Source organism: Enterobacter sp. T1-1, from assembly GCF_000710795.1.
In the GTDB taxonomy this organism is placed as follows: domain Bacteria; phylum Pseudomonadota; class Gammaproteobacteria; order Enterobacterales; family Enterobacteriaceae; genus Enterobacter; species Enterobacter cloacae.
The window spans coordinates 1-19,194 of record NZ_JALW01000035.1; the positions used below are offsets into that span (position 1 = coordinate 1).

The window sequence follows — 19,194 nt, forward strand, 5'->3', positions numbered from 1 at the left end:
CCACTGAGTTTCCCCTGCCCCCCCCCCCCCCCCCCCTTGACCAACAGCTGCTCCCCCGCCACAACAGAACCGTTAAGCGCCGCGTTTTTCTCAGCATTTACGGCAAGATGACGACCCGCGCTTGCCTGGGCATCTGCACTCTGGATCAGGGTGGTCGCGGCAAGCGTAGCGTCATTTGCTGCCGTGAACGCACCGCCGTTTTGCGTCAGCGTGCCGCGGGTTGTTAACTGAAGGTTGTTATCGGCGGCAACGTGAGCCTGGTCAAGCGTCAGCGCCGTCTGGCCGGAGACCGTGACGTTGCCACCCGCTTTATGGTCTCCGCGTAACGTTACGTCCGCCGCGCTGACCGTGGTGCTGCCGCTGGCAAGGGTGTTTTTCAGCACCACTTTTCCCGCACTGCTGAGCGCAATATCCCCCTGTCGCGCGTTAAGGTTGCCCAGGTTTACGCCCACCCCCGTTTCACTGGAAACCAGACGGATCCGGTTAGCGTACATGCCGCCCAGCGCGCCGGTGTCTACCGCGACCTTCGGGGCTGTACCTTCACCTTTTAACTCATTGACGCTGCCATCCGCCGCTACGCGGTTCGCCCCTGCAACGACACGTAAATCTTTCGCATGCAGTTGCGCGTTGATCTCCGTCGCACGGGAGATGATCGACACCGCATCGCTCTGCGAGCCATTGAGGCCCGCGCCCTCGATGGTGACCGCCCCCTGGGTTACATCAAGAGATTGCAGCTTACCGCTGGCATCAAGCACCGGTTTACCCGTGGTGAGGGTCACATTCGGCGTGTTGATAAATCCGCAGCCGTTACAGGTGATACCGTAGGGATTCGCCACGATGACGTTCGCCGCCTTGCCGGCCACTTCGGTATAGCCCTGCAAATTTGAGCGGTTAGCGCCGGTGACTTCGTTGATGATGCCTTTGGCTTCCTGCCCGGCCTTCAGGTTGGGGTTATTCTGGATAAGCCCGCCAAGCTGGGTCTGGTTAAGCTGCCCGGTCGCGTTATTGAGGATCAGCCCCTCTTTCCCGACGTTGTAGTCGTTGTATTTGTTATGGGAAATACCGGACTGGTTCGGCGTGGCGATGTTCACCACCGGCACGCCGTTGGCCGCCTTATCCATCTGCGTATTGCCGGACGGGGTGATGGATGCCGCCACCGCGGGTAACAGCGGCTGCGTTGCCAGCAGCACGCTCAGTAACGCGCTCAGCGCGCGCTGTGAAAAACGAACCTGATCCTGTTTCATCATCCCTGTCCCTTAGAAAGCCACTGATACGCGGTAGTAAATCGTGAGGTGATCCGGTGCCAGCCAGTCCGGATACGCCATCGGTGTGCCAACGGTAAACTGGCTTGAATAGCCGCGATGAGCCGTCGTCAGACCAAACGCGGCGCCCCACAGCGTGCCGGAGGCGTAACGGTCAAATCCGTCCTTCTTCAGCCAGCCACCGTCAACTGCTGCCAACAGGCCAACATCCCCCACCCACGGCAGCGTAAAGAGCGAATAATTGAGTTCATTTCGCCAGTAACCGCCGTTATCACCGGAGAGGTACTGCTCTTTGAAGCCGCGCACGGAGGTCTCTCCCCCCAGCGTCAGGCGCTCGCTGCCGTACAGCCGGTCCGGCGACCACTGAAAATAAAGACTGGTCAGCCACCACAGCCTGTCAGCCACCGGGCGCTGAAAACTGCCGTTGACGCTCCATTTGCGGAACTCGGCTTTCGGCACATCGCCATGTTTGTCGTTATCATCTTCGGCGCCAAACCACGGCACACCCTGAGTGAAGGTCGGGTTCAGGGTCGCCACGCCGGAGGCGATTTTTTGCGTGTGGTTAAGGCCCAGGGAGAAACTTGAAAGTTTGCGGCTGCTGGTAGCCAGCAGAACATCGTCGAGATAGTTATGGTTGATGCGGTGGGTGATGCCCGCCGACACGCCGGTTTTGATATCGCCATTGCGGAACAGGATCCAGGAGCCATTCAGACGGTGGGTTTCGGTGTCGCCCGTCGAACGCCAGAGCCAGCCGTTATTATCGATGGTGCTGAGGTAGTTGCTCCAGCTGTAGCTGTAGTCCAGCAAGCCGTAGCCGTAAGGCACGCTGACCCCGGCGGCAAAATTCTGAGCATCATGGCTGTTCGAAAAATCGCTGCTGCGCCCGCCGCTGATAAACCACTTATCCGCCAGCCCCAGCAGGTTATTGCCGTACAGCGTGCCATTGAGTTGTCCGGTACCGGTACTCTTTTGCCCGCTGTTATCGAAACTCACTGAACCGCTGAGCGGGAATTCAGGCGAAGCCGTCAGATTGACGATTGAATAGCCCTGTCTGTCGCCGGGCAAAATTTCTATTTCAACCGGCGTCTGGCGCACGCGATTAAGCTGCTCCATGCCCTGTTCGATATCGCGCAGGTTAAGAATTTTCCCTTCGAGGCCAGGGAAGGTCATGCTCAGCGTGCGGGCGGGAACCCCTTCAAGCCGGATTTGCTGGAGTTTGCCTTCCAGTACCGCGAGATGCAGTACGCCACCAGAGAGATCCTGCTCGGTTAAAAATGCGCGGCTGGTGATATACCCCCGGCTGATATACCAGTCAGAGACGGCGTTGGTCAGGGCGTTGAGACGCGCCATATCAAGACACTGGTTCACCCACGGCGCAACCAGGCGATCTTTGGCTAACGGAGAAAGAAGGGTGGTACCCGTCAGCTCAATGCGCGAGATAACAAAACAGGGACCTTGCGGAGTCGCGGCACTGTCGGGCTGAACAGGACGCGGTAATACCACGCTGCGCTCCAGCTCTTCACGCTGGCGCTGGTTTTCATCCAGAAGCTGCTGCTGTTGCTGCTGAATAGTATTACGGTCGGCCGGAGACAGGGGGACCGCCTGCGCAGCCCCTGCCAGCAAGGCCATGCCAGCCAGCACCTGTAGTATCGACGTTTTCCCTGTCATCACTGCCACTCCTTGCTAAAAGTCCGTTTTCAGACTTGCCTGTCAAAAAACGCGCAACTTATGTCAAAAAGTAAACAGTGTAAATACACACATTTAATTTAAGGTCTATTTTGCTGCATTTTCAGAATTTAGCGGGTGACACCGCGTAAATCTAAAGAAATCCCCCATCGCGCCGATCATCATCCGTGTGTATTATTTCCTGTAGCGTTTCCAACAACTAACCTTAACTCAAATACTTAAGCGCCAAAGCGAAAGGCATCATGAGCACACCGATCAAACGGCTAGAAATCATTAAAAATGCCATTGAACTGGAAGATGACGACATCATTCAGAGCCAGCTAACCCGGCTGAAAAATGAAGCGTTTGACGATGAGCTACAGGCAATCGTCGTGGCGCTTGAGCAGAAAAACTACACTGCGGCCATCGCCGCGATCGTCGCGTGGCTACAGAGCCAGCGTGCCGTGACGCCATGGCGCGATCCGCAGGTCGCCGCGAGCAAACTGGAACTGAAAGCGCTGGAAGAGCGACTGCGCGATCTGATTGACCGCCGTAACGCGCGCGTGCAGCAGCTTGATGAGTTCAACGATCTCTATTTCTCCCGCCTGGGCCCGCTGATGCAGCAGATCCTCGCCCTGCGTAAAACGCTGGCCGAGCTGAACCTGCGCCGCCAGCAGGCTGAGGCGCGTCGTCGCGAGGAAGACTACCGCCGCTGTCAGCGCTACATGGCCCAGGCCGTGGAGGTGCTGGCAACACTCACCCAGCGCTGGCGCGAACTTCCTGCCGATTCCGTACAGGCAGCCGAGGCGCGTAAGCATCTGCAGCAGCAAAGTAACCTGATTGCCAACCTGCTTACCGAGGCGCTGGAGCTGGAGAGCGGCTTAACGCGTGAGGAAGAGCCTGCGCGTCAGGCGCGTGACGAGGCCAACGAAGAGTACGAGAAATACCGCGAGCAGCATCAGGATGCCGAAGTGCATCTGCGTAAAGGGAAAGATCTTTCACAAGAGGATCGGGACGAGCTGAAACGGCTCTGGCGGCAGGCGAGCAAGCTGTGTCACCCGGATCTGGTGGCGGACGATTTGAAAGAAGAAGCCAACGCGATGATGGTGCAGCTCAACCAGGCTAAACAGCGTGGAGACGTCAAAGCCATTCGTTCTCTGGTGGCGCGCCTGCAGCAGGGCTTCGAGCCGCTGATGGCCAGCGACAGGCTGAACGATCTGGAGCGCATCCGCAAAAAAATGGCTCAGGTTCGCGAGCAGATCGACACCTTAGTGAACGAGCTGGCAGAACTGGAGAAAGAAGAATCCTGGCTGCTGGTGTCGTCGCTCAGCAATATGGAAGCGTACTTCGCGCAGCAGGAAAAGGCGCTGAACGAGGTCCGCGCCTCGCTCGAACATCAGGTGAGCGAAGCGCAGCTCGATTCAGCAGCGTAATTATTTCGCGTGCCAGTACGCGCTGGCACGCACCAGCTGCTGATCGATAGCCTCAGTCTCAAACAGTCGGCTCAGGTTTTTAACCACCTTCCCTTCCCCGGTCAGCCAGATAAAGTAATCTTCCGCCGGAACGTTCAGCGACGCCAGCTGCTCAACCACCGCCTGCTCGCTGTGGCCGATCACCCAGGTGATGTTGAACGCGCTCAGGTGCGCCAGATAATCCTTGTATGATTCATCCCCGACGGTGACCACCGCGTGAATTTCCGGGCGTTTCGGCAAGCTGGCGATGCCTTCCAGGCGGCGACGCAACGCCGGCATCCCGGACTCATCGCACACATACAGCTGCCAGGCGTAATCCTTCGGTACCACCAGCGAACCGCGCGGGCCACCAATCGTCAGCCTGTCGCCCACTTTCGCCTCTAGCGCCCACTGGCTGGCAACGCCACCGTCATGCACGAAGAAATCAAGCGCCAGCTCGTGCTTCGCGGCGTCGTACAGCGGTGTGTAATCCCGGCTTTGCGGGCGCACGCCGTCGCCCCAGTCAATGCCCTCGTCGGTGACCACCGGTGGCACAAACGTCGTTCCCGGGGCCGGGAAAAACACTTTGGTGTGATCGTCGAAACCGCGGGAGCTAAAGCCCTCCAGCGCTTCGCCGCCTAAAACTATGCGCTGAAAACCAGCGCTTACGCGCTCAACACGGAGCACGGTCAGTTCACGAAAACGCAGTTCGTTACGCACGCGTTGTGGATAGCGGGTGGTTGCCATGTTAAGACCCTTCTCAGGTGAATACGATATATCTAAATTGATTTTAAATGATAATGATTGCTAATCAGCAAGAATGCAAGATCTTTTAGATTGCATCTGAATATATCTTAGATATAGTTTAGATATATCAATTTACGAGGCACACTATGCGACACGAACATGATGGCGGCGGACGTCGACCGCGCTTTTTTGGTCACGGCGATCTGCGGCTGGTGATTCTGGATATTCTGACCCGCAACGCGAGCCACGGTTATGAGCTGATCAAAGAGATTGAGAACCTGACCCAGGGGAACTACACCCCGAGTCCTGGCGTGATTTACCCGACGCTGGATTATCTTCAGGATCAGGCGTTTATCACCATTACGGAAGAAGAGAATGGGCGTAAGCGCATTGCCATCAATGCGGCAGGACAGCAGTGGCTGGAGGAAAACCATGAACAGCTTGAGCAGATTCAGGCGCGTATCAAAGCCCGCGCGGTCGGTTTCCAGCTACGCAAAAACCCGCAGATGAAGCGGGCACTGGATAACTTCAAAGCGGTGTTAGACCTGAAGGTGAATCAGGGAGCGCTCAGCGACGCGCAGCTTAAGCAGATCGTTGGCGTGATCGACCGCGCGGCGCTGGAGATCTCCCAGCTGGATTAAGCCGGTGCGTGCGCGCTCACGCGGAAGACACGTACCAGCTCTTTCAGGTGCATCGCCTGCTCGTTGAGGGAGGCCGCCGCGGCAACAGACTCCTCCACCAGCGCGGAGTTTTGCTGGGTGGTGGCATCAATCAGGCCAATCGCGCTGTTAATCTGCGAGATCCCCTCTGTCTGCTCGTGGCTGGCCTGGCGGATCTCACGCAGGATCACATCCATCTCTTCCACGTTGCCCACCATGCCATTGATAAGCTCGCTCGCCTTCTCGACCAGGTTCATCCCGTCCTGCGTCTGGCTGGTGGAGCTTTCAATCAGCTCACGGATCTCACTGGCTGACGAAGCACTCTTCTGCGCGAGCTGGCGCACTTCACCAGCCACCACCGCAAAGCCACGACCGTGCTCGCCCGCCCGGGCCGCTTCCACCGCCGCGTTCAGCGCCAGAATATTGGTCTGGAAGGCAATGGCATCGATCAGGTCGATGATGTCGGACATCCGGTTCGAGGTCTCGTTAATCAGGCGCATTTTGCTGGTCACCTGCTTCATCATCTCACCGTTGTTTTTGACCACCTTCGCGGCATCTGCCGACAGGTTGGTCGCTTCTCCGGTATGCGAAGCGGTGTTTTTCACCGTCGCGGTGATCTGCTCCATCGAGGCGGCGGTCTGCTCCACAGAGCTGGCCTGCTCTTCCGTGCGCGCGGCCAGATCCTGGTTCCCGGCGACAATCTGCGCGGCGGCGCTGGAGATATTCTCCGAGCCGGTCTGCACCTGCTGCACAATGTCCAGCAGACGTGTTTTCATCTCCATCAGGGCATGCAGCAACAGGCCGGTTTCGTCTTTACCGTGCGAGGTGATACTGCCGGTGAGATCGCCATCCGCAATCGCCGCCGCAAAGTCCACGGCCTGGCCCAGCGGACGGGTAATGGAACGCACGATAAACCAGCCAATCAGGCTGCCTGCCGCCACGCTGAAGAGGGTGATGAGGATGAGCAGCAGGCGGTTGCTCCTGAAATCACTTTCCACCTGCACCCCGGCGTTCTGCATCTCAGTGTTCTGAATCGCAATCAGCTGCTGCACTTTGGCTTTATAGGCCTGCTGCAGTTTGAGGGTGTTGGTCATCATCTCCTGAAGCGCCCCGGCGCGATCGTGATTCTGCACCGCCTGCAAAATACGATAGCGCGAGTCCAGATACTGCTGGCGCACGCCGCGTATCTCGGCGAGCACCTGCTGCGATTGCTGATCCTGCAGTACGTTGTTCAGCTCACCGAGGAGCACCGTGATGTGCTCGCTAATCTCTTTAAGATGCTGCTGCGACTGCGCCGTGTACGTTCCCTGTTCATCCAGCAGCATGAGCTGCTGAGTGCTAATAAATTCCTGGAAGTTATCGATTAACTGGTTCGCTTTTACCGTGGTTGGATAATCACTGGTAATAATGGATTGCATCCCGTTGTTTGCCCGGTTCAGACTCATTAAAGACAAACTCGCGCTCACCACCATCAGGACAATAAAGAATCCAAACGCCAGAAATAATTTCGTGCCGATTTTTACGTCATGTAAGAACATATTTACTCCATCGATGTGATTATTTCTCAGACGATCACCGTTATCGGTAACGAAACCGCTAACTTTATGACTTTGATCGTTTTTTTATTTCATAACCATCACAATGGATAGGCAGAGGCTATTAATATGGCCGTATCGATCGTTACTCAACCACCAGACGGGGCATTTATGAAATAGCATCGGGGAAAAATGACTTAAGCAGGGATAAATAACTGAGGCACTTTCTTTAGTTATTTAATATAAAATTAACAATAAATCGCAAGAATAATTACAAATGAAGCGACGAAAGCCGTTTACGCCTGGCAGAATAAACGGCTTTTCTGGAACATTACAGACTCAATGGAGAACCGTCACTGCATCCTGAAGACGTCCGGCCCGGTGTTTTACCATCGCGGAGATCTGCGCACTCTCTTCAACCAGATCGGCATTTTTCTGCGTGATGCTGTCCAGTTCAGCCACCGCGCGGGTTAACTCCGAAAGCCCGGTAGCCTGTTCAGAGGTGGCATGGCTAATCTGCGCGATCAACTGAGTGACGTTTTTTACCTGCTCAACGATATCATCCATGGTGCGTCCTGCGGCGTGTACCTGCTCGGAGCCGGACTGTACCTTGCTGGCGCTGGCATCAATCAGCTTACGGATATCATTGGCAGCGTTAGCGCTGCGGCTGGCAAGATGGCGAACTTCCCCTGCCACCACCGCAAAGCCTTTGCCCTGCTCACCGGCCCGTGCCGCTTCTACCGCCGCATTCAGGGCGAGGATATTGGTCTGGAAGGCAATATCGTTGATCAGGGTGGTAATGGAGCCGATACGCTGGGTACTGTCGGCGATATCGTCCATGGTTTTGACCACCGTCTGCATCGCGTTCCCGCCTTTGGTCGCCGCACTGCTGGCGGCTACGGAGAGCTTATCGACCTCGGTGGCGGTTTCAGAGTTACTCTGAACGGAGGCCGCCATCTGGTTCATCGTCGCCACGGTCTGCTGCACGTTTGCAACGGTCTGACGCGTGCGGTCGTTCAGATCCTCATTACCCTGCGCCAGCTTGTCGCTGCCGTCGCGCACGCTCACCACCTGGCTTGATACGTCATTGATTAGCCAGCGACACATCAGCCCCAGTTGCCCCACCGCGCGAAGGGTCAGGCCCAGTTCGTCGCTGCGGTTCAGGTGCTGCACGCTATTGCGCTCGCCGGTTGCCACCTTCAGCGCCTGTCGCGCCACGTTCTCTACCGGCCGGACAATCTGCTGTTCAAACAACAACGTGCCCAGCAGCATCATTATCGCTGCTGCGGCCAACGACACCCAGCCTGCTGAGGTTGCCACCAGCGTGGCGGCGAGCACGCCAAAGAGCACCGCCATCACGCCGCGTACCCGCCAGCGCAGCGGCATTGCCGGCAGCTTTCCGAACCAGCCCTGACGCACCACCAGCCCTTTATGGATCCGTTTAGTACAGCGTCCGGCATTCAGGGCCTTATAGAGTGGCTCCACGGTAGCGATCTCTTCTGCCGTCGCTTTGGTGCGAATCGACATATAGCCGGTGACCTTCCCGTGGCGCACCATCGGCACCGCGTTGGCGCGCACCCAGTAGTGATCGCCATTTTTACGGCGGTTTTTGACAATTCCGCTCCACGGCTCGCCCTGTTGCAGGGTGTACCACATATCGGCAAAAGCGGCTTTAGGCATATCAGGATGGCGCACCAGATTATGCGGCTGACCCATCAACTCATTAAGCTGATAGCCACTCACCTGAACAAAGGTGTCGTTAGCATGAGTCAGATAGCTGTGGACGTCTGTGGTAGACATTAAGGTGGTGTCATCGTCCAGAAGATATTCATTCTGGGTGACATAGGTTGGAGAGGACATCGTGAGCATCCCTTGCAGGTTATTTGAATGTTAATTTTGTGGTTTATTGTTTTTTCGGCGGTAAACAATTTATCTTTAGTTGTTAAACTTGATGGAGATCGCAGATTTCACTTAAACCGCACTTTTTGTGAGATTTTATAATTGATTGATTTTAAATACTTTCACAATGAAATTACCTGCAAAGGATGATCTGTTAACGCCCACTTAAGTCGCACCGCCTGCACCCCCCTGGTGCAATTGACCCCATCCACGTCTTCCTGCCCCCGTTTTCCGTACCGCTAAATCCCGTCTGGAAAACATCGGCATGATTAAATATTGCGCAACATAATTTTAACCTGGTGTTTATCCCGATTTTCGTTAAGTCCGCTGAAGTGGCGTAATCCCTGCAATACTTAACGCAGTATCATGTGATACGCGATCCCCGGGAGCATATTTTGAACAGGTTACCTTCCAGCGCCTCGGCTCTTGCCTGTACCGCGCACGCACTGAATCTCATTGAGAAGCGAACGCTTGATCATGAGGAGATGAAACAACTTAACCGAGAGGTCATCGATTACTTTAAAGAGCACGTCAATCCAGGTTTTCTGGAGTATCGCAAATCTGTTACCGCCGGCGGGGATTACGGAGCCGTAGAGTGGCAAGCGGGAAGTCTGAATACGCTTGTCGACACCCAGGGACAGGAGTTTATTGATTGCCTGGGTGGTTTTGGCATTTTCAACGTGGGGCACCGTAATCCAGTAGTGGTTTCCGCCGTACAGAATCAACTCGCGAAACAACCTCTCCATAGCCAGGAACTGCTCGACCCGCTTCGCGCCATGCTCGCGAAAACGCTGGCAGCCTTAACGCCCGGCAAACTGAAATACAGCTTCTTCAGCAACAGCGGCACGGAATCGGTCGAAGCGGCGCTTAAGCTCGCCAAAGCGTACCAGTCGCCGCGCGGGAAATTCACTTTTGTCGCCACCAGCGGCGCGTTCCATGGTAAATCCCTGGGCGCCCTGTCTGCGACCGCCAAATCCACCTTCCGCAAACCGTTTATGCCGCTGCTGCCGGGCTTCCGCCACGTGCCGTTCGGCGACATTAATGCCATGCGCACCGTGCTCAGCGAATGCCGTAAAACCGGCGATGACGTAGCCGCGGTGATCCTGGAGCCAATTCAGGGCGAAGGCGGCGTGATCCTGCCTCCACAGGGCTATCTGCCTGCCGTACGTCAGCTGTGCGATGAGTTTGGCGCGCTGCTGATCTTCGACGAAGTGCAGACCGGCATGGGGCGTACCGGCAAAATGTTCGCCTGCGAGCATGAGAACGTTCAGCCGGACATTTTGTGTCTGGCGAAAGCGCTTGGCGGCGGCGTAATGCCGATTGGTGCGACGGTTGCCACCGAAGAGGTCTTCTCGGTGCTGTTCGACAACCCGTTCCTGCATACCACCACCTTTGGCGGTAACCCGCTGGCCTGTGCGGCCGCGCTGGCCACCATCAACGTGCTGCTGGAGCAAAACCTGCCTGCGCAGGCGGAGCAGAAAGGCGACATGCTGCTGGACGGTTTCTGTCAGATGGGACGTGAATACCCGGATCTGATCCAGGAGGCACGAGGTAAAGGGATGCTGATGGCCATTGAGTTTGTTGATAACGAAATTGGCTATAGCTTCGCGAGCGAGATGTTCCGCCAGCGGGTGCTGGTGGCCGGCACGCTCAACAATTCCAAAACCATCCGCATTGAGCCACCGCTGACGCTGACCATTGAGCAGTGTGAGCAGGTGCTGAAGGCGGCACGTAAAGCGCTGGCGGCACTGCGCGTGAGTGTGGAAGAGGCGTAAAAAAACGCCGGGTGGCGCTGCGCTTACCCGGCCTACTACACCAGCCCGGTAAGCGTAGCGCCACCGGGCTGCTTTTTATCGGTGAAACTCCGCCACCGTCATGGTAAAGCGCAGCACCTTTTTTCCCTCATTGGCATAGCCGTGCGCGGCTTCCGTTTTCGCCACCGCCGATGCCCCGGCAGCAACCTGCGTAACCGTCTCGTCCACCGTCAGGGTTAATATGCCTTCGTTCACGTGCAGCAGCTCAAAGGTGCCCGCCGGATGCCCCGAAGAGGTAAAACGCTCTCCCGGCTGCATCTCCCACTGCCATAGCTCAATCATATCCGGGCCCGCGGTTCCTGCCAGCAGTCTGGCGCGTCCGCCCTTTTCCCCTTGCCACAGCACCGGGATCGCGGCTTCTTCGATAACGTGCACCAGCGGCTCGCTGGAGACGTTAACGATATCCGCCACTGAGATACCAAGCGCGGCAGCCAGCTTGCACAAAATGGCGATGCTGGGGTTGGCTGCGCCCTTTTCGATCTCCACCAGCATGCCTTTGCTGACGCTGGCACGCCGCGAGAGCTCATCCAGCGACAGTTTTTTCTCTTTACGCCAGTTGCGTATGCGGTTCGCTACGGCCAGGCTTACCTGGGCGATATCGGCACCCTGCTCAGTCATTATATTGACTTTTTCAGTCATTGGTCACTACCATGGTATAAAACAGTCAATACAGGATTATTTATGTCTCTCGTTACGCCGTCAATAGACCCGCGCCTTGCCGCAATTGCCCCGGGCTTTCGGGCGCTGAGCATTCTGGTTGAAGCTGCGCCGGTTACCCACCCGGAAGTCGCTCCGGCCGTGCTCACGCAAGCCTGCCAGCAGATGCTTAATGATGATGTGCCGTGGGCTGACGCGCACCTTTCCGGCTGGGATGAGGTATTTAAGGCCTTCGGCGCAAAACCGAAACGCACGCCCTGCTCGGCATCCGCCCTGCGTAAGCGGGTCTTAAAAGACGGCTCGCTGCCACCGCTCGATCCGGTGGTGGATATCTACAACGCGGTGAGCATTCGCTACGCCATCCCGGTTGGTGGAGAAAATCTTGCGACTTATTCAGGCGCGCCGCGCCTGACGCTGGCGGACGGCAGCGAGCCGTTTGATACCTTCAAAGAGGGGCAGCCGGTGGTGGAATACCCGGAGCCGGGCGAGGTTATCTGGCGCGACGACCTCGGTGTTACCTGCCGTCGCTGGAACTGGCGCCAGGGTATACGGACGCGTCTTGACAGTCAGGCGCAAACCATGTGGTTTATTCTGGAAAGTCTGCCGTCAATGCCGCTTACGGCACTGGAAGAAGCCGGAGCGGATCTGATTGATAACCTGCAACGTCTGATGCCGGGTGCAGTGGTGCACAGGCAGTTACTGACCCTGTAAGAGGATAAAAAATGTTTCGTGGAGTCAGCGCATTTCCGTTAACGCCCCTGAAAAACGGCACGTTTGATGAGCAGGCCTTTACGCATCTGCTCTCTCCCGTGGTTGAGGCAGGCGTCGATTCACTGGGCATTCTTGGCTCGACCGGGAGCTATGCCTATCTGACCGTTGAAGAGCGTGCCCGGGTGACACGCTGTGCGGTGGAACATGCCGGTAACATACCGGTTATCGTCAGCATCGGCGCAATGCGGCTGGACGATATTCTGCGTCTGGCTGACGACGCGCAAACGGCCGGAGTCTCCGGCGTGCTGATGGCACCCGTGTCGTACCAGCGATTAACGGATGAGGAAGTATTCAAGCTCTATGAAACGGTGACCCGCCAGCTCTCCGTACCGCTGTGCATTTACGATAACCCTGCCACGACCGGTTTTGCGTTTAGCGATGAATTGCTGTTTGCCGTCGCGTCTCTGCCAAATGTGGGCTCCATCAAGCTTGGCCGCGTGCCGGAGGATCTGTCGCAGGTACGTGCCCGGCTTCCTGATACGGTCACACTGGGTATCGCCGGTGACTGGCGGGCAGCCTCAGCCTTGCAGGCCGGGTTTGACGTCTGGTATTCGGTTCTCGCGGGGTTGTTCCCAAAAGCGGCGCTGGCGATAGCGCGTTCGGGGAAAAGTACAGAGTCAGAACGGTTAGAGCCGCTATGGGATCTGTTCCGTCGTTACGGTAGCGTAAGGGTCATCGCGGCAGCGGCGGAAATGAGGGGAAAAGTGGCAACACCCGGCTTGCCGTTCCCGTTGCAGGCAATTCAGGGAGAGCCGCGCGAGGCGCTTTCAGCGATCCTTGCGGAATTGGAACTGGCCTGAAAAACGCCGGGTGGCGCTGCGCTTACCCGGCCACACCGCATCATTCATAAAGTAATCATTCTCAGGAATGGTTGAGAAAGCAACGTCCCCGCCCTCGCAGTTTGTCCCTCTGTCTACGTGTCATTAACCCGGTAAAAATACGTCTTATCGACTCTTAATAGAAATCAGAACATTGAATAATAGTAGCGCTAAAATTATAATGCGTAGATTCATTTGCGAGGACGTTTAAGCTATGCAGTACCTACTTGACGGGATAGTGCATTATAATGATGAATCGCGCATTTTAACCGATAATAAACGCGAAGTTGAGCTTTCACTGGCGACGTCGCGATTATTAAATGCACTTATTGACGCCAATAATTCTCAGGTCAGCCGTACTGAACTCCTTGAAAAAGTCTGGGAAGAACATGGTCTGGTTGCTTCTGATAACAACCTGAACCGAAACATATCCCTGTTGCGAAAAGCATTTCTTGAATTCTCGCTTGAAGACAAAATCGAAACAATACCAAAGCAAGGATTTGTACTGCACTGTCAGTGTACTCGTGTTAGTACTACACGTAGTAGCACGTACGAAAAATTTAAAAAAATCTGTTCCTCCCACAAAGGTTTTTACATTAGCACAATAGCATTAACCGTTTTAATGGTGAGCACCATCACTGCCTTTTATTTGTACCATTTAAACGATAGCACTATGCATAAATATAAGTCAGTCGGATTATGCGATGTCTATACTGACGAAAATGGCGTCAAACAAGAGAATATTGACTCATTCTTTAATACAAATTTAGGGCAAAGAATCGCATTAAAATGCCAGCAATATCCCAAAAATATCTATTTTGATGACAACAGAGCGCCTTTAAAAAGCAAGGTGTACTCAACTCACATTGCCCTGTGTGGCAAACAAAATACAGGGAAAGGACATGAATGCGAAAACTTCGTCAATATTAACAACAATTAATATTGTTTTATGCCTGTTGATGCTTCCCTTGCTTGCAATGGGAATATACAAGCTTGTTGGTGTTTATGATTACCTACCGATGAACTGTATGTCGACGGTACATATCAACTATGAAGATTCAAAAAATGTCCAGCAAGGGATTAATGGAAATATCAAAATTGTTTTCCACATTACCAACGATGGTCTCGTCACGGTCAGCGAATACGGCACGTTGAACTATTATGGTAAAGAGTACCTTGTCGATCGTACAGGAAACATGACCATCGACACAGACGTGCAAAACGGATTCCACAAAGTCACAAAAGGTAAATTTCTTGCTAATCCGCAGGATAATGCACCTTCTTTGCTGATTGAAAAACTCACCACCAGCCAGCCTGTCCTGCACTATAAGATCCAGAAGCTTGATCCCAAAACCTGGAGAATAAGCGATTTGCAGCGTGCCATATTTATTTGCCGAAAATGAGTTTATTGACGCAAGCACATGGCTCATTGTGCTAATGTTATGAATGCAAGACAGATGTATAGATTGTTAAATCAAAAAGTAAAACTCGCACTTAACTCTTAACAAAAATCCAACCAGAAAGCAATTGGAGCAACCATACGTTCATCTAAACAAACACTCTACACGCCAAAAAAGCAGAATAAAAACTTTATTAAATGTGATTTTTCTTGATTAAATTCTAATTCCTCTACTTTTCTCATACTCTTCCCTTCACTTCTTTTATTCTGCATTTTTTTATTTTGTATTTCTAATATCCTTCATAAAAGAATTGTTTGAACTTATTTCGAAAGTATTATTTAGCCAACTTTTTGGTGACGATGCTTTTATCTGTAAAGCATAGAAATCCATTTCATAAAATGTCAAAAACCCTAACAGGCGAAGCAACAAAGTGAGAGGAAGATATGCGCGTGTTAATATTAGATCCTAACATTATAAACCAGCATTATTTGAAAACCCAAATTGAAGAAGCAGGTATTTTAACTGATGTATCTTCGAGTATTGAGGAAGTGGAAATGTTTATGTTTTCAAATAAAGCTGAACTCCTGATTATGGCATCTGAAACGCTTTCCACTGCTGAGTTACAGGCGATTCGTAAGTGGCGACGCGAAGGGCGCACTATCCGCATCATGATCCTTAACAGCAGCAACAATATTGAACATAAGGTGAAAGCGTTTGAAAGCGGCGCTGACGATTATGTTGTCAAGTCTAGTCATATTGAAGAGATTATCATCAGAATTTGGGTTTTAGTACGCCGGAATTATCTCACCCCTTCCAGCCGTATTACTGCAGGTAATTTAGAGCTCGATTTAAACAGTAAAGTACTCTTCATCAACAAGCAAAAAATTCGACTGACCCGTTTTGAATTTGAAATTATGAAGCTACTGGTGAAGAACAAAGGCAAGGCGCTGAGCAAACGTAAAATCATGAAACATCTCTACCACGACTGGATGGGTAAAGAAAACAATACCGTCGAGGTGCTTATTGGTCGTCTGAGAAAGAAACTGGCCCCCTACAACAGCGGGCAAATCAGAAATCAAAGAGAAGAGGGTTATTATTACGATCTAAACGGTGCGATCTGAGTAACAGCCAGCTCCTATGCTGCCTTGATGGCATAAAAATTAACTTCATTTAAGTACGGTATATTTAACGCTTTTAAACTCACACTTCATCAATCACAGCTTCATTGTTAAGAAAATTATATGAACAAATCTACGACCAATACGCTATCGCTTTGGTCTTTAACGACGCTTGTCGTCGGAGCGATGATCGGAGCGGGTATATTTTCATTACCTGCTGCATTCGGACGAGCAACCGGTGGGCTTGGTGCAATTATTGCCTGGGTGATTGCCGGTGGCGGTATGCTGATGCTGGCATTTGTATTCCAGAACCTTGCGCAAAGAAAGCCTGAACTCAATGCGGGCGTCTTTAGCTACGCTAAAGCCGGTTTCGGCGAATATCCGGGCTTCATTTCGGCACTTGGTTTTTGGGCGGGTACATGTATCGGCAACGTATCCTATTTTATTTTAATTAAATCAACATTAGGCGCTTTTTTCCCTGCATTTGGCGAAGGTAATACGCTGCTGGCAATCGCTGTCTCATCAGTTGTTTTATGGTCTTTTCATCTCCTGGTATTGCGGGGTATTAAAGAAGCGGCCTTTATCAATACCCTGGCCACCTGTGCCAAGATCATCCCTATTTTTGTATTTATCGCCATTCTGATAATGGCATTCAAAAAAGAGATGTTTATGCTTAATTTCTGGGGCGGGGCCGTCGGAGAGCCACCTCTCTTCAGATCAATCTTTTCCCAGGTCAGAAGCACCATGTTGGTGACCGTATTCGTATTCCTTGGAATCGAAGGGGCAAGTATTTACTCGCGTTATGCAACTAACCGGAAAGACGTTGGCCTGGCGACCGTATTCGGCTTTATCGGGGTGCTGTGCTTACTGATGTTAGTCACCATGCTTTCTTATGGCGTTATGCCCCAGGCCGAGCTGGGGGCCTTACGGCAACCCTCAATGGCCGGTGTCCTCGAAAGCATAGTGGGACGCTGGGGTATGATTTTCATCAGCGTGGGGTTAATTATCTCTGTACTCGGAGCCTATCTTTCCTGGTCATTGCTCGCTGCGGAGGTTATTTATTCCGCGGCGTTGAAAAAGAGCATGCCTGCTGTTTTTGCACGCGAGAATCGCTGGCGCGTTCCCTCTTCAGCCGTATGGTTGACGAATATCTCGATACAGCTGTTCTTAATTATCACTTTTTTCAGCGATTACGCATTCCTGTTAGCCCTTGAGCTAACCAGCGCGATGACGCTTATCCCTTATCTTCTGGTTGCCGCGTATAGCCTGAAGCTGGTTATTACACGAGAAACCTACGAACAGTGCACAAAGGGATATTATAAAGACCTGGTGATCTCTGTCATTGCCACTGCCTATGCCTCGTTGATGATTTATGCCGGCGGATTAACGTATGTGCTGCTGTCCGCCGTTATTTATGCGCCTGGCACACTGCTTTATTACATTGCTAAGCGTGAGCAAAACAAAAAAATATTCTCTGGTACGGAACGAATATTATTTACCGCCATCGTGCTCGCGGCTTTGGCCTGTATTTATGGAATTATAAACGGAAATATTACCATTTAATTACTCTCTTAAGGAGATACTATGCAAGATATACCACTGGGTGTTCACTCCGAGGTCGGCCAGTTACGCAAAGTAATGGTGTGCGCCCCTGGGTTAGCACATAGCCGTCTTACGCCGGGCAATTGCGACCGACTGTTATTTGATGATGTCATGTGGGTAGAGCGTGCCCGTCAGGATCATCTCGATTTTATTAACAAAATGCGCGGATGCGGTGTTGACGTTGTTGAGATGCATGATCTGCTCTCCGAAACGCTGGCTAACCGTCAGGCACGCAACTGGCTCATCGAACAGCAGATTACTGCTGATGAAATCCCGTTGGGTTTGCTTAATGAAACACGCTCGTTCCTGGATTCGTTACCCGCAGATCGGCTGGCTGAGTTTATGATCGGCGGACTTTCAACCTATGATTTGCTGAACAGACACAGGGGCGATAAAGAAGAACTTGAACTCGTCGGAAGAGCGACAGGGCTGCGTGAATATTTGCTCCCGCCGTTGCCGAATACGCTTTATACGCGAGATACCACCAGCTGGATTTATAACGGGGTTACGCTTAATCCCCTTTACTGGCAGGCTCGTCGTGAAGAAACGTTACTGACCACTGCTATCTATAAGTTCCATCCGGACTTCACCCGTCAGACGATCAATACATGGTGGGGAGATCCAACGCGTTATCACGGATCCGCCACCCTTGAAGGCGGCGATGTTATGCCTATTGGCAACAAGACCGTTTTAATCGGTATGAGCGAACGAACGTCCTATCAGGCCATTGCCCAGCTTGCATCTGCCCTGTTTTCGAACCCGCTTAGCCATGTCGAGCGCGTTATTATTGCCGCGATGCCGAAGCTCAGAGCGGCGATGCACCTGGATACCGTATTCACCTTTTGCGACAGAGATTTAGTGACGCTTTATCCCGCCATCGTTGATCAAATCGAAGTCTTTTCACTGATTAAGGACGACTCCCCAGGCGGAATGCGTCTGGAGCATTATTCAGAGCCGTTAACAGAGGTGGTAGCCAGGGCACTCAATTTACGCTCGCTCAGGGTCGTTGAAACCGAAGGCAATGTTTACGACACCGAGCGTCAGCAATGGGATAGCGGAAATAACGTGGTCGCCATGTCTCCAGGTGTCGTTATCGCCTATGACCGCAATACCAAAACAAACGACCGTTTGCGTAAAGAAGGCGTTGAGGTCATTGAAATTGTTGGGAGTGAATTAGGGCGTGGACGCGGTGGCGGCCACTGTATGACATGTCCATTAATTCGTGATGCCGTTGATTACTCATAAGGAAGAGAGATGTTTACACGTTCTGTTTTAATTTTGGCCGGTTTGCTGGCATTGGCTGGCTGTACTGAAAAACCCGTTGGTTCTGCCCATCATGCAAGTGCTGCGCTTTCCGGTCAGGTGATGGCGCTGTCGCACGGCACAATCACAGGGGTGAGATACATAACAATCCAAAACGACACCGGAAGCAGCGCTGCCGGTACAGTCGGGGGCGCGTTGATTGGCGGTGCTGCCGGTAATGCTATTGGTGGCGGAAGCGGCCGTCTGCTGGCGACGGCTGGCGGTACCGTTGCTGGCGCGATGGCAGGACAGTCGATACAACGAGGAATGGCGCGACATAATGCGGCTGAACTCTTTATTCGTCCCGATAACGGGCAAGAGTTCGTTACCGTGCAGCCCGCCCGTGAAGGTGAATTTGTCGTAGGGCAACGTGTAAATATTACCTCGCATCGCGGTCAGGTAACGATCTCTCCAGCTCGATAACGCGCTTAATCATATCTGCCACAACAGGATAATTGTCCTTTTCATTAAGGATGAAAATTTTTTGTGGCAGG

At 53.0% G+C, this 19,194-nt stretch carries 17 protein-coding genes; 11 read left to right on the top strand and 6 right to left on the bottom strand.

The genetic code is table 11. From position 1 onward, the window contains the following. Together AK59_RS01000000123760 and AK59_RS0112795 are read right to left on the bottom strand one after the other, a co-directional pair. Positions 1-1,247, bottom strand: a 1,247-nt coding sequence (locus AK59_RS01000000123760; RefSeq protein WP_032618562.1) for a filamentous hemagglutinin N-terminal domain-containing protein, incomplete at its 3' end; no start/stop codon positions are given. Between the two features lie 9 nt (positions 1,248-1,256). Then, positions 1,257-2,930 carry a ShlB/FhaC/HecB family hemolysin secretion/activation protein gene (locus AK59_RS0112795; RefSeq protein WP_029882941.1) on the bottom strand — a complete coding sequence of 558 codons (1,674 nt, stop codon included), beginning with the start codon at positions 2,928-2,930 and terminating at the stop codon, positions 1,257-1,259. Between the two features lie 260 nt (positions 2,931-3,190). Here AK59_RS0112795 and AK59_RS0112800 point away from each other — a divergent pair, with 260 nt between their 5' ends. Next, a complete protein-coding gene (locus AK59_RS0112800; RefSeq protein WP_029882942.1) occupies positions 3,191-4,360 on the top strand; it encodes a DNA repair protein in 1,170 nt (389 codons plus the stop codon). Here AK59_RS0112800 and AK59_RS0112805 read toward each other — a convergent pair whose 3' ends face one another. Beyond that, a complete protein-coding gene (locus AK59_RS0112805) occupies positions 4,361-5,125 on the bottom strand; it encodes a siderophore-interacting protein (RefSeq protein ID WP_029882943.1) in 765 nt (254 codons plus the stop codon). Between the two features lie 146 nt (positions 5,126-5,271). On the opposite strand from AK59_RS0112805, the gene AK59_RS0112810 reads away from it, so the two are divergent. Then, a complete protein-coding gene (locus tag AK59_RS0112810; RefSeq protein ID WP_029882944.1) occupies positions 5,272-5,766 on the top strand; it encodes a PadR family transcriptional regulator in 495 nt (164 codons plus the stop codon). Here AK59_RS0112810 and AK59_RS0112815 read toward each other — a convergent pair. Both AK59_RS0112815 and AK59_RS0112820 read right to left on the bottom strand, forming a co-directional pair. Continuing rightward, positions 5,763-7,322 (bottom strand): methyl-accepting chemotaxis protein, encoded by a 1,560-nt coding sequence (locus AK59_RS0112815; protein WP_013098825.1) that lies wholly within the window; start codon positions 7,320-7,322, stop codon positions 5,763-5,765. The genes AK59_RS0112810 and AK59_RS0112815 overlap by 4 nt on opposite strands. A gap of 336 nt (positions 7,323-7,658) precedes the next feature. Next, on the bottom strand, positions 7,659-9,179 hold the full coding sequence (locus AK59_RS0112820; protein ID WP_029882945.1) for a methyl-accepting chemotaxis protein: 1,521 nt from the start codon (positions 9,177-9,179) through the stop codon (positions 7,659-7,661). Between the two features lie 434 nt (positions 9,180-9,613). Here AK59_RS0112820 and ygjG point away from each other — a divergent pair, with 434 nt between their 5' ends. Further along, a complete protein-coding gene (gene ygjG, locus AK59_RS0112825) occupies positions 9,614-10,993 on the top strand; it encodes a putrescine aminotransferase (protein WP_032618563.1) in 1,380 nt (459 codons plus the stop codon). 75 nt (positions 10,994-11,068) lie between these two features. Here ygjG and AK59_RS0112830 read toward each other — a convergent pair whose 3' ends face one another. Next, on the bottom strand, positions 11,069-11,671 hold the full coding sequence (locus AK59_RS0112830) for a helix-turn-helix domain-containing protein (RefSeq protein WP_013098828.1): 603 nt from the start codon (positions 11,669-11,671) through the stop codon (positions 11,069-11,071). A 42-nt stretch (positions 11,672-11,713) separates the two neighbouring features. Here AK59_RS0112830 and AK59_RS0112835 point away from each other — a divergent pair, with 42 nt between their 5' ends. The 8 genes from AK59_RS0112835 (at position 11,714) to AK59_RS0112870 (ending at position 19,123) form a co-directional block, all read left to right on the top strand. Further along, positions 11,714-12,400 (top strand): B3/B4 domain-containing protein, encoded by a 687-nt coding sequence (locus AK59_RS0112835; RefSeq protein WP_013098829.1) that lies wholly within the window; start codon positions 11,714-11,716, stop codon positions 12,398-12,400. A gap of 11 nt (positions 12,401-12,411) precedes the next feature. After that, on the top strand, positions 12,412-13,260 hold the full coding sequence (locus tag AK59_RS0112840; protein ID WP_029882947.1) for a dihydrodipicolinate synthase family protein: 849 nt from the start codon (positions 12,412-12,414) through the stop codon (positions 13,258-13,260). A gap of 232 nt (positions 13,261-13,492) precedes the next feature. Then, entirely contained in the window at positions 13,493-14,218 is a 726-nt protein-coding gene (locus AK59_RS0112845; RefSeq protein WP_023622408.1) for a winged helix-turn-helix domain-containing protein, read from the top strand. Then, entirely contained in the window at positions 14,181-14,681 is a 501-nt protein-coding gene (locus AK59_RS01000000123765) for a hypothetical protein (RefSeq protein ID WP_032618564.1), read from the top strand. Before AK59_RS0112845 ends, AK59_RS01000000123765 begins: the two co-directional genes overlap by 38 nt. 440 nt (positions 14,682-15,121) lie before the next feature. Continuing rightward, positions 15,122-15,799, top strand: coding sequence for a winged helix-turn-helix domain-containing protein (locus AK59_RS0112855; RefSeq protein WP_029882949.1), 678 nt, complete (start codon positions 15,122-15,124; stop codon positions 15,797-15,799). A gap of 120 nt (positions 15,800-15,919) precedes the next feature. Beyond that, positions 15,920-17,359 (top strand): basic amino acid/polyamine antiporter, encoded by a 1,440-nt coding sequence (locus AK59_RS0112860; protein WP_029882950.1) that lies wholly within the window; start codon positions 15,920-15,922, stop codon positions 17,357-17,359. A 21-nt stretch (positions 17,360-17,380) separates the two neighbouring features. Beyond that, the gene (locus AK59_RS0112865; protein WP_029882951.1) at positions 17,381-18,643 is read left to right on the top strand and encodes an arginine deiminase; all 1,263 of its coding nucleotides are present in this window, start codon (positions 17,381-17,383) and stop codon (positions 18,641-18,643) included. A gap of 9 nt (positions 18,644-18,652) precedes the next feature. Continuing rightward, positions 18,653-19,123, top strand: coding sequence for a glycine zipper 2TM domain-containing protein (locus tag AK59_RS0112870; RefSeq protein WP_029882952.1), 471 nt, complete (start codon positions 18,653-18,655; stop codon positions 19,121-19,123). Positions 19,124-19,194: the final 71 nt, after the last annotated feature.

Excerpts from the sequence above, each read along its gene's own strand:
- AK59_RS0112855 (WP_029882949.1), top strand. The coding sequence starts at position 15,122 with ATGCGCGTGTTAATATTAGATCCTAACATTATAAACCAGCATTATTTG.
- AK59_RS01000000123765 (WP_032618564.1), top strand. The coding sequence starts at position 14,181 with ATGAATGCGAAAACTTCGTCAATATTAACAACAATTAATATTGTTTTA.
- AK59_RS0112845 (WP_023622408.1), top strand. The coding sequence starts at position 13,493 with ATGCAGTACCTACTTGACGGGATAGTGCATTATAATGATGAATCGCGC.
- AK59_RS0112810 (WP_029882944.1), top strand. The coding sequence starts at position 5,272 with ATGCGACACGAACATGATGGCGGCGGACGTCGACCGCGCTTTTTTGGT.
- AK59_RS0112815 (WP_013098825.1), bottom strand. The coding sequence starts at position 7,322 with ATGTTCTTACATGACGTAAAAATCGGCACGAAATTATTTCTGGCGTTT.
- AK59_RS0112795 (WP_029882941.1), bottom strand. The coding sequence starts at position 2,930 with ATGACAGGGAAAACGTCGATACTACAGGTGCTGGCTGGCATGGCCTTG.
- AK59_RS0112830 (WP_013098828.1), bottom strand. The coding sequence starts at position 11,671 with ATGACTGAAAAAGTCAATATAATGACTGAGCAGGGTGCCGATATCGCC.
- AK59_RS0112860 (WP_029882950.1), top strand. The coding sequence starts at position 15,920 with ATGAACAAATCTACGACCAATACGCTATCGCTTTGGTCTTTAACGACG.
- AK59_RS0112805 (WP_029882943.1), bottom strand. The coding sequence starts at position 5,125 with ATGGCAACCACCCGCTATCCACAACGCGTGCGTAACGAACTGCGTTTT.
- AK59_RS0112820 (WP_029882945.1), bottom strand. The coding sequence starts at position 9,179 with ATGTCCTCTCCAACCTATGTCACCCAGAATGAATATCTTCTGGACGAT.
- AK59_RS0112870 (WP_029882952.1), top strand. The coding sequence starts at position 18,653 with ATGTTTACACGTTCTGTTTTAATTTTGGCCGGTTTGCTGGCATTGGCT.
- AK59_RS0112865 (WP_029882951.1), top strand. The coding sequence starts at position 17,381 with ATGCAAGATATACCACTGGGTGTTCACTCCGAGGTCGGCCAGTTACGC.
- AK59_RS0112840 (WP_029882947.1), top strand. The coding sequence starts at position 12,412 with ATGTTTCGTGGAGTCAGCGCATTTCCGTTAACGCCCCTGAAAAACGGC.
- AK59_RS0112800 (WP_029882942.1), top strand. The coding sequence starts at position 3,191 with ATGAGCACACCGATCAAACGGCTAGAAATCATTAAAAATGCCATTGAA.
- AK59_RS0112835 (WP_013098829.1), top strand. The coding sequence starts at position 11,714 with ATGTCTCTCGTTACGCCGTCAATAGACCCGCGCCTTGCCGCAATTGCC.